Source organism: Mycobacterium sp. NPDC004974 (assembly GCF_053600815.1).
Map to the genome: position 1 here is coordinate 186,248 of NZ_JBSGAQ010000001.1, position 13,055 is coordinate 199,302.

Annotated in this window: 11 protein-coding genes and 2 pseudogenes; 7 read left to right on the top strand and 6 right to left on the bottom strand. The window is 65.0% G+C overall.

The window, feature by feature from the left end:
* The first annotated feature begins 59 nt into the window (after nt 1-59).
* The gene (ftsY, locus tag ACWEFV_RS00935) at nt 60-1,406 is read left to right on the top strand and encodes a signal recognition particle-docking protein FtsY (RefSeq protein ID WP_450069247.1); all 1,347 of its coding nucleotides are present in this window, start codon (nt 60-62) and stop codon (nt 1,404-1,406) included.
* A 142-nt stretch (nt 1,407-1,548) separates the two neighbouring features.
* On the opposite strand, the pseudogene ACWEFV_RS00940 reads toward ftsY, so the two are convergent.
* A pseudogene (locus tag ACWEFV_RS00940) lies at nt 1,549-1,680 on the bottom strand (IS30 family transposase); the annotation flags it as partial.
* A gap of 128 nt (nt 1,681-1,808) precedes the next feature.
* Between ACWEFV_RS00940 and ACWEFV_RS00945 the strand changes: the two are divergent.
* Nucleotides 1,809-3,341 carry a purine-cytosine permease family protein gene (locus ACWEFV_RS00945; protein ID WP_450068743.1) on the top strand — a complete coding sequence of 511 codons (1,533 nt, stop codon included), beginning with the start codon at nt 1,809-1,811 and terminating at the stop codon, nt 3,339-3,341.
* Between the two features lie 90 nt (nt 3,342-3,431).
* Nucleotides 3,432-4,361, top strand: a complete 930-nt coding sequence (locus tag ACWEFV_RS00950) for a LysR family transcriptional regulator (protein WP_450068744.1) — start codon at nt 3,432-3,434, stop codon at nt 4,359-4,361.
* Nucleotides 4,362-4,366: 5 nt separating this feature from the next.
* Here ACWEFV_RS00950 and ACWEFV_RS00955 read toward each other — a convergent pair whose 3' ends face one another.
* Genes ACWEFV_RS00955 through ACWEFV_RS00975 form a run of 5 tightly spaced genes read right to left on the bottom strand, consistent with a single transcriptional unit; the run spans nt 4,367 to nt 9,377 of the window.
* Nucleotides 4,367-5,830: an aspartate ammonia-lyase gene (locus tag ACWEFV_RS00955; protein ID WP_450068745.1), complete on the bottom strand. Its 1,464-nt coding sequence runs from the start codon at nt 5,828-5,830 to the stop codon at nt 4,367-4,369.
* Nucleotides 5,827-6,990 (bottom strand): M20 family metallopeptidase, encoded by a 1,164-nt coding sequence (locus ACWEFV_RS00960; protein ID WP_450068746.1) that lies wholly within the window; start codon nt 6,988-6,990, stop codon nt 5,827-5,829. The genes ACWEFV_RS00955 and ACWEFV_RS00960 overlap by 4 nt, the downstream gene beginning before the upstream one ends.
* The gene (locus tag ACWEFV_RS00965) at nt 6,987-7,661 is read right to left on the bottom strand and encodes a DUF1028 domain-containing protein (protein ID WP_450068747.1); all 675 of its coding nucleotides are present in this window, start codon (nt 7,659-7,661) and stop codon (nt 6,987-6,989) included. Before ACWEFV_RS00965 ends, ACWEFV_RS00960 begins: the two co-directional genes overlap by 4 nt.
* On the bottom strand, nt 7,658-8,092 hold the full coding sequence (locus ACWEFV_RS00970; protein ID WP_450068748.1) for a RidA family protein: 435 nt from the start codon (nt 8,090-8,092) through the stop codon (nt 7,658-7,660). The genes ACWEFV_RS00965 and ACWEFV_RS00970 overlap by 4 nt, the downstream gene beginning before the upstream one ends.
* A gap of 40 nt (nt 8,093-8,132) precedes the next feature.
* The gene (locus ACWEFV_RS00975; RefSeq protein WP_450068749.1) at nt 8,133-9,377 is read right to left on the bottom strand and encodes a flavin-containing monooxygenase; all 1,245 of its coding nucleotides are present in this window, start codon (nt 9,375-9,377) and stop codon (nt 8,133-8,135) included.
* Nucleotides 9,378-9,709: 332 nt separating this feature from the next.
* On the opposite strand from ACWEFV_RS00975, the gene ACWEFV_RS00980 reads away from it, so the two are divergent.
* The 4 genes and pseudogenes from ACWEFV_RS00980 (at nt 9,710) to ACWEFV_RS00995 (ending at nt 13,044) form a co-directional block, all read left to right on the top strand.
* Nucleotides 9,710-10,534 (top strand): carbon-nitrogen hydrolase family protein, encoded by an 825-nt coding sequence (locus tag ACWEFV_RS00980; RefSeq protein ID WP_450068750.1) that lies wholly within the window; start codon nt 9,710-9,712, stop codon nt 10,532-10,534.
* Nucleotides 10,535-10,800: 266 nt separating this feature from the next.
* Nucleotides 10,801-11,160 (top strand): annotated as a pseudogene (locus tag ACWEFV_RS00985) (signal recognition particle-docking protein FtsY); the annotation flags it as partial.
* 183 nt (nt 11,161-11,343) lie between these two features.
* Nucleotides 11,344-12,699, top strand: a complete 1,356-nt coding sequence (locus ACWEFV_RS00990) for an ammonium transporter (protein WP_167857796.1) — start codon at nt 11,344-11,346, stop codon at nt 12,697-12,699.
* A 6-nt stretch (nt 12,700-12,705) separates the two neighbouring features.
* On the top strand, nt 12,706-13,044 hold the full coding sequence (locus ACWEFV_RS00995; protein WP_003881099.1) for a P-II family nitrogen regulator: 339 nt from the start codon (nt 12,706-12,708) through the stop codon (nt 13,042-13,044).
* Nucleotides 13,045-13,055 lie beyond the last annotated feature (11 nt).

Genomic DNA, 13,055 nt, shown 5'->3' on the forward strand with positions numbered 1-13,055 from the left:
GACACGGGCCGGGAACGGGGCCGGTCGTTGCCGGTCCGCTGCCCTGCGACAATGACGGCGTGACAGAAGGTGCGTTGTTGGGTCTGTGGATCGCTATCGCGGTCGTCGCCGTTCTCGTTGTCGTCGCGCTCACCGTCGGGTTGGTGCGTTACCGGCGGCGGCGGATCAACCTGTCCGAGCGTGACGCGACGAAACCGATCGACCGTTCCGGCGGCTACACGGCTTCCTCGGGCATCACGTTCAGCCAGTCGGGCACCGCGACGGTCGAGCGCATCGACACCAGTGGGCTGCCCGCGGTCGGTGATGACGCCACCATTCCCCGGGACGCACCCAAGCGCACCATCTCCGATGTTCAGCTGCCCGAACCTCCGGCCGAGCCGGCCGCGCCGCAGAAACCGGCCGAGCCGGAAGTGGTTGCCGAGCCGGAACCTGTCGTCGAACCGATCGATACCCCCGATCCGGTCGCCGCTGCTGTCGAGGACATCGCCCCGGCCGAAGGCCGGATGGACCGGTTGCGCGGCCGCCTCGCCAAATCCCAGAACGCATTGGGCCGCAGCATGCTCGGGCTGCTCGGCGGCGGCGATCTCGACGAGGACTCATGGGAGGCCATCGAGGACACCCTGTTGATCGCCGACCTCGGCCCGGTGGTCACCGAATCCGTCGTCGCGGCATTGCGTGAGCGGATGGCCAGCAAGAGCGTGCGCAGCGAAGCGGATGCCCGTGCGGTGCTGCGCGAGGTGCTGATGTCCGAGCTGCGACCCGAGCTGGACCGTTCGATCAAGGCGCTGCCGCACGCCGACAAGCCGTCGGTGCTGTTGGTGGTCGGCGTGAACGGCACCGGTAAGACCACCACGGTGGGCAAGCTCGCGCGGGTGCTGGTGGCCGATGGTCGCCGCGTCGTGCTGGGTGCCGCCGACACGTTCCGCGCCGCGGCTGCCGACCAGTTGCAGACCTGGGCTGCCCGCGTGGGCGCCGACGTGGTGCGGGGAGCCGAAGGTGCCGACCCCGCATCGGTGGCATTCGACGCCGTCGACGAGGGGGTCAAGGTGGGGGCCGACGTCGTCGTGATCGACACCGCGGGCCGCCTGCACACCAAGACCGGCCTGATGGACGAACTCGGCAAGGTCAAGCGGGTGGTGGAGAAGCGTGCCGCCGTCGACGAGGTCCTGTTGGTGCTCGATGCCACCATCGGCCAGAACAGCCTGCCGCAGGCCAAGGTGTTCGCCGAGGTCGTCGACATCACCGGGGTGGTGCTGACCAAGCTCGACGGCACCGCGAAGGGCGGGATTGTGTTCCGGGTCCAGCAGGAACTCGGTGTCCCGGTCAAGCTCGTCGGTCTCGGCGAAGGGCCCGATGACCTCGCGCCGTTTGAGCCCGGGGCCTTCGTCGACGCCCTTCTGGGGTAGTCGAGTCGGCGATACGGCGGAGACGCCCGTATTGCGATGCGGCGAGGGGCGAGCTGCCGACCGCGCCACCGTCGCGGACCGCTGAACAGAGCGGTTCGCAACTGGGTAGAAATTTGGGCGGGGCTGCATCGTCAGGGACTGCTCGGGGTCGGTGATTGAGTGCGTGTTCAACACGTGCGAGATCGGTGCGGATGTGCCCGGATAGATCTCTGGCTTTCGGAAAGCGTTGGCGCAGAAGTCCATCGGTGTTCTCGTTGGTGCCGCGTTCCCACGGCCGGCTAAGACGCGTACTCCGGAGACGGACTGATGGAAGTCGGAACACCTCGCTCACCGGTGCCACGGCGCACTTCTGCGATGCGGCAGTCAGTTATCTGTAAAACAGATGCAGCGCATACATTATCGATGCTTGGCGTGATGTGCATCACCTGCCTAGCCTTAGCCGACAGCAGTTGCGATTCAGCGTGGATTCAATCGGACTCACCTGCCGCCTGCAGTAACCCGCACACCTTCGAGGAGACCACTATGCCCGCTGCGCTAGCAGCCCGACTTTTCGAGATTGAACGGGAATCCATCGCGCCGATCCCGCCGGATGCCCGCCACGGGCGGTCCCGGGAACTGTTCACCATCTGGTTCGGCATGAACATGACCCCGCTGACGGTAGTCACCGGTGCTACCGCCACCACACTGCTCGGTTTGCCACTGCTCACCTCGGTGATCGTGATCCTGCTGGGCCACGCGATCGGCGGCATTGGCATGGCCCTGCATGCCGCGCAGGGCCCGCAGCTGGGCGTCCCGCAGATGTTGCAGGCCCGCGGCCAGTTCGGATACCGGGGTGCCAGCCTCATCGTGCTGGTCGCAATCGTGATGTTCGTCGGGTACTTCTCCTCGAACCTGATCGTCTCCGCCGAGTCGATCACCGCGCTGGTTCCCGGCGCCAGTGGCAACGCGCTGATCATCGGCTGCGCCGTGTTTAGCTTCATCATCGCCGCGTTCGGCTACAACCTGGTTCGCAAGGTGACCGCGCTTGGCGGGTACATCGTTGGTGCACTGGTCATCGTCTCCTTCGTCGCCCTGCTGGCCAGCGGCGACTTCTGGGCGCACATCAGCAGCGGCGAGTTCACCTGGACCGGCTTTTTCGCGATGCTGGCCATCGGCGTCGTCTGGCAGTTGACCTACGCCCCGTACGTCTCGGACTACTCGCGCTACATGCCTGCCGACTCGGGCGTGCGCGGCGCGTTCTGGGGCACCTACTTGGGTTGCGTGATCTCCAGTGCGCTCCTGATGATTCTGGGCGCTGGCGTTGGGCTGGCGGTCAACGCGGCGGACACCATGGCCGGTCTCAACGGCATCCTGGGCCCGGTGCTGGGCGCGGTGGTGCTGATCGGCTTTGCCCTGGTCGCGGCTGCCGGCAACTCGGTGAACGCATACTGTTCCGTCCTGTGCGCGCTGACCTTCGTGGAGACTTTCCGCTCCGGATGGCGCCCTGGCGTCCGTGCGCGGCTGAACACCTCGCTGGTGCTGCACGTGCTGGGCGTGGCATTGGCCCTGGCCGCAGCCACTAACTTCGCCTCCTCTTACTTCAGCTTCTTGTCCGTCCTGCTCTACGTGCTGATTCCATGGTCGGCGGTGAATCTGGTGGACTTCTATGTCATCCGACACGGCTCCTACGCCGTCGAAGAGTTCTATGTTGCCGACGGCGGACGATACGGCCGCTGGAACACCGGCGCATTACTGGTCTTTGCCATCGGCGTGCTCGCTCAAATCCCGTTCATGTCCACCCCCTTCTACACCGGCGCTCTCGCCGAGGCGATGGGCAGTATCGACATCGCCTGGCTGGTGGGCCTCCTCGTCAGCGCACTGGCATACATCGCCATAGCCCGCACCGCACCCGGGCTGATCCGCCTGGACGCCAGGCCCCAACTGACCCGGAAGTAGTCACATGCCGTCCATAGTCACGACCACCTTTGGAAAGCAAGCCGTCCAGCTGTAATGCTGGTACTCCCCGACGCGGTAGGGAGTTTCAGAATGCGCCGACGTTCCGACGTCACGCTCACCCAGCTTCGATACTTCGTGAAAGCTGCCACCTATTCGTCCATGACCAAGGCCGCCGGCGAGTTGCACATCGCACAGTCGGCGGTCTCGGCCGCCATCAGCCAACTCGAGCATCAGATCGGCACGCAGTTGTTCATCCGGCACCGGGCCCGCGGCCTGGCCCTGACCGCGGCCGGCGAGGAGATGCTGCGCGATACCCGGGCCCTGCTGGCACATCTCGACGAGGTCCTAGACGGCGCCAGCGGCCGCGTCGACCAGGTGCACGGAACGGTGCGGCTGGCCTGCTTCGTCACCCTGGCCCCATTCGTGTTGCCACGTCTGCTGTCCGACCTCGGCGAGCGCCATCCCGACCTCGAGGTCGAAGTCATCGAGACGTCCGCTGACGCCGTACGGACCGTTCTGCGCAACGGCACCGCGGAGTTGGCGCTCACGTACGAACTGGCACTCGGAGCCGGTGTCGACGTCGAGCATCTAGGTGTCGCAGCACCCTACGTAGCGCTGCCGCCCGAACATCGGCTGGCGAAACGGAAATCCGTTCGGTTGACCGAGCTCGCCGATGAGCCGATGGTCTTGCTCGACCTTCCCGACAGCCGGGACTACTTTGAGTCGTTGCTTGCGAAAACCGGTGTGACGCCTAACATCCGGTACCGCTCGGCCAGCTACGAGGCCGTCCGAGGGCTGGTCGCGCGGGGGCACGGGTTCTCGATCCTCAATCAGATCCCGGCGCACCGGGGGACTTACGACGGAGGCGAGGTGAGCACCGTCTCCATCCGTGACGACCTCCCGGGACTACCGATCGTGCTGGCCCAACTGCAGTCGGTGCGTACCACCGCACGCGCGCGCGCCGTCGCTGCGGCCGCGCGCGCCATCTTCGCTGATCGCAACAACCTCAGTAGCGCCTGAAGCGCTCAAAACAGCTGCTTGTCGGGTGTTGCCCCGGTATCGCTCATCGCTTTGGAATCGTTGGGCCGGCACAGATTTTCGAGGCTGAGCACGCGCGCCAGGACTGCGTCGTCGATGAGTGCTTCGCGTCGTACCAGATCCGGTATGGAGGCACCGGTGGCGATGGCTTCGGCGACGAGTGCGGTGGTGGCCTCGTATCCGAGGACCGGGTTGAGTGCGGTGGCGATACTGGCTGATTGCAGCACCGCATCGCGCATGCGGTCGGGGTTGGCGGTGATGCCCTGGATACAGCGCTCGCCCAGAACGTCCACCGCGGCCGTGAGGTGGCGCAGCGAGGACAGCAGGGCGCGGGCGATGATCGGTTCGAAGGCGTTGAGCTGCAGTTGTCCTGCCTCGGCAGCCAAGGTGATGGTGAGGTCGTTGCCTATAACTTCGAAGGCGACCTGGTTCACTACTTCCGGGATGACGGGGTTCACCTTGCCCGGCATGATGCTGGAGCCGGCCTGCACGGGCGGGAGGTTGATCTCGCCGAAGCCGGCGCGCGGGCCCGAGGACAGCAGCCGCAGGTCGTTGCAGATTTTCGACAGCTTCACCGCGGCGCGCTTGGTGACACCGGATAGCTGCACGAATGCGCCGACGTCGGAGGTGGCCTCGACGAGGTTGCCGGCGGTGATCAGCGGCAGGCCGGTGATGTGGCGGAGTCGGTCACAGACCATCGCCGCGTATGCCGGGTGTGTGTTGAGTCCGGTTCCGATGGCGGTGCCGCCCAGGTTGATCTCGGCGATCAGTGCCGAGGCTTCGTTGATGCGGTCTGCGTCCTCGCCGATGGTGACCGCGAACGCACCGAACTCCTGGCCGAGCGTCATCGGCACCGCATCCTGTAGCTGGGTGCGGCCGAGCTTGAGCATGTCGGCAAACTCCAGAGATTTTGTGCTGCAGCGCTCGACAAGCCCGCGCAGGGCCCGCTCCAGGGAGCGGGTCGCGGTCCCGAGGGCGATTTTCACGGCCGTCGGGTAGACGTCGTTGGTGCTTTGCCCGAGGTTGACGTGCTCGAGGGGGTGAACGACGTGATAAGTGCCGCGACCGTGGCCGAGGATCTCTAGCGCGCGGTTGGCGATCACCTCGTTGGCGTTCATGTTGGTCGACGTTCCGGCCCCGCCCTGGATCTGGTCGACGACGAACTGATCGTGCAGTGCTCCACCGCGGATCTCGATGCAGGCCGCGATGATCGCCTCGGCGATCTCGGTATCGAGTTGTCCGAGTTGCTGATTGGCTTCCGCGGCGGCCTGTTTCACCGAGGCGAGGGCGACGACGAGGTCACTGTGCCGCGAGATGGGTACCCCGCTGATGGGAAAGTTCTCGAGCGCGCGCGCTGTGTGCACACCGTAGTAGACGTCGGCTGGAACCTCTCGGTCGCCGAGCAGATCATGCTCGATGCGTGTGCTGGGATGGTCCGTTTGAGCGGTCAAGGATTCACTCCGGTGAGCAAGCGGCGACGAATGTGGGTTTGGGAGGCGGCGTCGACGACCGTGCCGGCCAGGGCGAGCGCACCCTGTGCGATGGCGGTTTCGGCTGCGGGGGTGATGGTGGCGGCGGCGAACTCGGGTTGGTGGTTGACCGCCGGCAGCGAGTCGATGCCGATGTAGGGATGAATGGCGGGAAGGGTCTGGGAGACGTTGCCCATGTCGGTGGACGCGCGCGCCATCATGGTGTCGGGCCCTGAGCTGAACCTCCGACCGGCGGCCGCCGCGCGCTGTTCGTAGCAGGCGAGAAGTTCCTCGTCGGTGCGGAATTCCGCGTACGGCTTCGACTCTGGTGAGACTGTGAGTTCGGCGCCGGAGGCCAGCGCACCCGCTTCGAAACAGCGCATGACCCGGGGCTCGACCTCGGCGAGCTCGGCGAGCGTCTCGGCGCGCACGTACCAGCGTCCTTCGGTGCGTTCGGCGATCGCGTTCGGTGCTTCCCCGCCGCGGGTCATCATGCCGTGCACTCGCACGGAGGAGGGCAGCTGTTGCCGCAGTAGTCCGATGGCCACCTGTGCGATGGTGAACGCGTCGGCGGCGTTGATGCCTCGCTCCGGGTAGGCGGCGGCGTGCGCGGACTTTCCGGCGTATTCGATGTGGCTGTGCGACACGGCAAATGGCTGTGCCCGAGCCACGTCTAGCGGGCCGGGGTGCAGCATCGCGGCAGCGTGCTGACCTCTGAATCCATCGCGTTCCAGCAGTTCGATTTTGCCGCCGCCACCTTCTTCGGCGGGGGTGCCGATCACCGTCAGCGTCAGGCCGAGGTCGTCGACGACGGGCGCCAGTGCGAGTGCGGCACCGACGGTGATCGCCGAGATCAGGTTGTGGCCGCACGCGTGCCCGAGGCCGGGCAGCGCATCGTATTCGGCACACAGCGCGATGTGCAGGTTGCCGCTGCCGATCCGTGCGGCAAAGGCGGTGTCCAGGCCGCAGTAGTGTTCGGTGACGTCAAACCCGTTGTCCGACAGCTGTCCGGCGACCCGTTGCGCTGATCGCACCTCTTCCCATGCGGTTTCGGGGTGGTCGTAGAGGTTGCGGGATAGCTGGATCAGTTGCGGGTGCGCGGCGGCGACACCCGCAGCTGTCACCGTGTCGATGGTTGTCACTGGTCACCCGGCACGCCGTAGGACGGTGCGCGGGTCGGGTCGACGCCACGTACTCGATAGTCCTGTTTCTGCGGCTTCCACAGCTGCCACAGTCCGGCCAGATCGTCCACCGGATCGTCGGCGTAGTCGACCCGCAGGTCGGTCACCGGCCACGGAACATCCTCCACCACAAGCAGACCTGCGGAGTGCACCGGGCCCGCTTCGCCGCCGGCGGCGAGTGCTGCCCGCAGGCCGTCGAGCAGGCGCTCTTCGAAGGCCCCCGAGGTGCTGTCGGCGTAGCCGGCTAGCAGCTCTGCGATTACCCTCTCGTCGTTGAGGAGATTGCCTGCGGCCACCGCTTGATCCCCCTGGACGTGGATGTGCACGCCCAGGCTGTGTGGCCCGGAGTGCACTGCGGTGTTGCCGTGGATGTCGACGACGGTCAGCTGCCGGTAGTCCGGAAATTGTTCTTGTGCCAATGTGGCTTTGAGTGCCTCGTCGGCATCGGAACCGCCGGCGAGCGCTTCGAGCAAGCGGGGACCGAGCGCCGGGTTGGTGACGTTCTGCGTCGCGACCACCCCGACGGTCGCCCGGGCGTGTGCGCAACGTGCCGCTACCGCGGGGCTCGACGAGCAGATCACGATGCCGAATGCGGCGGTGGCGGGGTCCCGTGCAACGAGGGAGAACGTCATCTTTCGGTGTCCGTCGACTCGCTGATGACTGCGGTGGCGTCGATTTCCACGAGCCATTCGGGGCGCGCGAGTGCCTCGACGACCAACCCGGTCGAGACCGGGTGGACGCCCTTGAGCCAGCGACCCATTATCCGGTACACGGTTTCGCGGTATCGGATGTCGGTGAGGTACACGGTGACCTTGACGATGTCGTGCAGCGAGCTACCAGCCTCGTCGAGGAGCATCTCGATGTTGCTCATCGCCTTCTCGGTTTGAGCCGCGACGTCGCCGATGCCCACCGATTCCCGCGTGTCGAGATCCTGGCCGATCTGGCCCCTTAGGTAGACCACTCCGCCTGCGACGACCGCCTGGCACAGGTCGTTGTCGAGGTCCTGTTCCGGGTAGGTGTCCTTGGTGTTGAAGGGCCGGATCCGCGTGTGGGTTGGTCCCATGATCAGCGTTCCTTTCTGAAGGGGTTGGCGGGCAGACGAATTAGCCCGGGTAGGCGAGGTAGCTGCGTTGGATGGCGATCTGGTCGGCGAGGTATTTGGCGTCATGCCACACACCCCAGATGAAGCTCGATCCGCGCCGGGACTGCCACGGGAGCCCCAGGAAGTAGACGCCGGGCTCCGAGGACACACCACGTTGGTGGCGCGGCTTGCCGTTCTCGTCGAACGCGTCGACCTGCAGCCACTCGTAGTCGAACGCGAAGCCGACCGCCCAGATGATCGAGGTGATACCGGCAGGGGCAATGTCGAGTTCGAGGAGGGGATTGGCCATGGAGTCCGGGTCGGGGCCGAGGATGCGGGCCTGCGGCTCTTCTGGCAGGTCGAGACCGTTGCGGGTGATGTAGGCGTCGGCCTCGTCGAGCATGGACAGGTAGTTCGCGTCACCGCTCTCGATGTTGTCGCGCAGGTCGGGCGCGAAGCGCATGACGCCGTCGTCGAACGGGCCCGCCATGCCGAGGAGGGTGATTCCGCTGGCGGCCAGGGACCGGAAATCGACCGTGTGACCGCCGTGTGCTCCGCTGACCGCGATGGTCACATGCTCGGCGCCCCGCGGCGGCGCCGACATATCCCACTTGCCGAGAACTCCTAGCCACCAACAGAAGTCGCGACCGCGGTAGCTGCGGGGCGGCCGGTCGTGCGGCCCCACCGCGAGGTAGACCTGACGCCCTGACTGCTGGAGTTCTTCGGCGATCTGCACCCCGGACGACCCGGCACCGATCACCAGGACGGCACCGTCGGGCAGCTGTCGCGGGTTGTGGTAAGCGCTGGAGTGAATCTGGTGGATTCCGGAGTCCTCGGGGACGACCGGCGGAATGACCGGCTTCTGGAATGCTCCGGTTGCGGCCACGACATAGCGTGTCTCGATTGTTCCGTCCGACGTTTCTACGCGAAACCCTGGCCGGCCGTTGTTCTTCCGTGCCGAGGTTACCTCGACGCCGGTACGGATCGGTGCGTCGATCTTCTCCGCGTATCTGACGAGGTAGTCCGCGACCTGTTCTTTTCCGGCGAACGCATCGGGATCGATGCTGAACTCCTGACCCGGAAATCGGTCATGCCAGGCGGGCCCGTTCGCCACCAGGGAATCCCACCGCCAGGACCGCCAGCGCTCGGCGATCCGGTCGCGCTCCACAACGAGGTGCCCCACACCGTGCAAACTGAGGTGCTCACTCATCGCGATACCAGCTTGACCCGCGCCGACGATGAGAACCTCGGTCTCTTGGCTCGACATCCCCAAACCTCCACTGCTCAGACAGACTCGTTCGTTGGCTCCATGATTCAGCCACCGGAAACATCTGTACAGCGCATATATTCGATGTACTACATCTCCAAAATCGATCCGCCGTTGCCGTTCCCGGCAGAGGGCGTCGGCCACGGTTGGCCCGCCGACCACACCAGAGGCTCCGCGCCACCACGCGGAACTTCAAAAGGCCGTGGATCTGGGAAATCGGTCTATTGCATCAGAATTAGCTTCTTGACCGGGCGCTTAACATGCAGCGATAGTCGCTGTGCACCTTCGCTCCGGTTCTGTGGGCAAGGGCCACCGAATAGGAGAATCCGCTAATGACTGGCACCTGCACCATCGGAATCGCCCAGTGGCTGCCTGCGGATAATGAGCTTGAACAGAACTTGCGCGATGCCGTGGCATTCATCGGCGAACTCGCCGACCGAGGCTGCGATCTCGTCGTGCTGCCGGAATCGTGGCCGTACGGGAGTGACCCGGAGACCTCCGCTCGACAGGCCGAAGCGGCCGCCGAATCGCTGGAAGGACCTCGGGGCCAGGCGTTGTCAGCCGCAGCGGCCGCCCATGGCATCTGGCTGTTCGCGGGGACGGTGCCCGAACTCGATAATGGAGTCCTCTACAACACGGCGGTGGTCTACGGGCCTGATGGTCGGCTCGCGGCGACCCACCGCAAGGTTTACCTGTACACACCACATGGTGAGGACAAGGTCTACTCGGCCGGCCATGAACCCACGGTCCTACACATCGACGGTATCGGCACAGTCGGGCTGAGCATCTGCTTCGATGGCGACCATCCCGCTTACGTCCGCCAATTGCGCAACCTCGGCGCTCGGATCGTCATCCAGCCATCTGCCTACGAGGTTGGGGCCGAGACTTGGTGGGACGTGTTGTACCCGGCCAATGCCTTGGTCAACGGGCAATGGTGGGTGATGGTCAACCAATGCGGCGGTGACCTGCTAGGTAAGAGCAAGGTCATTGCGCCCGATGCGACAACGATCGCTCAGGCGGGTCGGGTGGGTGAGGCTGGCCGGTCGGAGCTTCTCGTCGTGACTGTCGACTTCGACAGCGGCATACAGGAAGCCGATCGCACGGCAGCTGCGCTGTGGGCAGAGTGCGACATACAAGCAGATCTGCCGCGCCGCTGAAATGAAGCAGATCGGCCATCGTCCCCTCGCCGGATTGGTTGCTCTGCAGCGCAGAGAGGAACAGCTGCCAGTTCGGTCGGACTTCGCCATGTGAGTGCTTCATATCGTTTCCATCTGATCGATGGCGTCGCCGGGCAATTGCCGCAGGGTGTCAAAGCCGCGGAATCGGGTGCGATGCGTGGCAACGGTGTCGTTGACCTGGGTGTCCACGGCCAACCCTGCTTCCAGGTCTTTGGGCCCGGCGCAGGACGCGAGAAGATCTGAACGCCGGTGCCGATGTCGTCGTGATCGACACCGCGGGCCGCCTGCACACCAAGACCGGCCTGATGGACGAACTCGGCAAGGTCAAGCGGGTGGTGGAGAAGCGTGCCGCCGTCGACGAGGTGCTGTTGGTGCTCGATGCCACCATTGGCCAGAACAGCCTGCCGCAGGCCAAGGTGTTCGCCGAGGTCGTCGACATCACCGGGGTGGTGCTGACCAAGCTCGACGGCACCGCGAAGGGCGGGATTGTGTTCCGGGTCCAGCAGGAACTCGGTGTCCCGGTCAAGCTCGTCGGTCTCGGCGAAGGGCCCGATGACCTCGCGCCGTTTGAGCCCGGGGCCTTCGTCGACGCCCTTCTGGGCTGAGAAACCGGCTGAAAAACCCAGGGAAACGCACGGTGTAACACCGGCGAAACGCAGCCTGCCTATCCGTTCACACGAGCGAAACGCAACAGCGTCGTAGCTGAAACATCCACTCAGCATTGTCTTGGACCAGGTCAATGGTCGTAAATCCTTGCGGCCGTGGTGTGGTGAAGGAGGAAACTGCGAGTGGAGCAATTCCCGATACTGGGTGCGCCGGACACCGGTGACACGGCATGGATGCTGGCCAGTGCCGCACTTGTGCTGTTGATGACGCCGGGTCTGGCCTTCTTCTACGGCGGCATGGTGCGTGCCAAAGGCGTGCTCAACATGATCATGATGAGCATCAGTGCGATGGGTGTCGTGACCGTGCTGTGGTCGCTGTACGGCTATTCGATGGCTTTTGGTGACAACACCGCCGGCGTGGTCGGCAATCCGGCACAGTTCTTCGGACTCAAGGGGCTGATCGGGGCGAACGGCTCGGCCGATGCACCTATCGCGCTCGCGGGGACGATCCCGGCCAGCGTGTTCGTCGGCTTCCAGCTGATGTTCGCGATCATCACCGTCGCACTGATTTCCGGCGCGGTCGCCGACCGCATCAAGTTCGGCGGCTGGCTGCTGTTCGCCGCGCTGTGGGCGACCGTTGTCTACTTCCCGGTCGCGCACTGGGTCTTCGACTTCGACGTCAAGGGTTCCGACGGCGAGACCGTTATTCACCATGGCGGTTGGATTGCCAACCAGCTCAAGGCAATTGACTTCGCCGGCGGCACCGCTGTGCATATCAATGCGGGCACCGCGGGTCTGGTCCTGGCGATCATCCTCGGCAAGCGGATCGGCTGGCCCAGTACGCCTATGCGACCACACAATCTGCCGTTCGTGATGCTCGGCGCGGGCCTGCTGTGGTTCGGCTGGTACGGCTTCAACGCGGGTTCTGCGGTGTCGGCGAACGGAACTGCCGGTTCGACATTCATCACGACCACGGTGGCGACCGCGACGGCGATGCTGGCCTGGCTGCTCACCGAGCGCATTCGCGACGGACACGCCACTTCCCTTGGTGCCGCATCGGGCATCGTTGCGGGACTGGTGGCCATCACGCCGTCCTGCTCCTCGGTGAATGTGGTGGGCGCATTGGCGATCGGTGCATCTGCCGGTGTGCTGTGTGCACTGGCTGTCGGGCTCAAATTCAGGTTCGGCTTCGACGATTCGCTCGATGTCGTGGGCGTACACCTGGTCGGCGGCATCGTGGGCACGTTGATGGTCGGCCTGGTGGCGACCAAGGAAGCGCCTGCCGCGGTTGCCGGTCTGCTCTACGGCGGCGGCTTCGATCAGCTGTGGCGACAGGCGATCGGGGCCGGTGCTGTTCTGCTCTATTCGGCGGTGGGTACCGCTATCTTGGCGTTGATTGTCAAATACACCGTGGGCCTGCGCCTGGACAAAGAAGAGGAAGCATCCGGTATCGACGAGTCCGAGCACGCAGAGAGCGCTTACGACTTCGTCGCTGTCGGAACCGGTTCTGTTCTTGGTCGTCACGGCGGGGAGGAATAAGGAAATATGAAGCTGATCACTGCGATCGTCAAGCCGTTCACGCTGGAGGACGTCAAGACAGGTCTGGAGCAAACCGGCATTCTCGGAATGACGGTCAGCGAGGTCCAGGGTTATGGCCGTCAGAAGGGGCACACCGAGGTCTACCGCGGTGCTGAGTACTCCGTCGATTTCGTGCCGAAGGTCCGGGTGGAGGTCGTTGTCGACGATTCCGCGGTCGACAAGGTCGTGGACGTCATCGTGCAGGCCGCACGTACCGGCAAGATCGGCGACGGAAAGGTATGGGTCAGCCCGGTCGACACCGTGGTTCGGGTGCGTACCGGTGAGCGGGGAGCTGACGCGCTGTAGTCGGAGCGTCC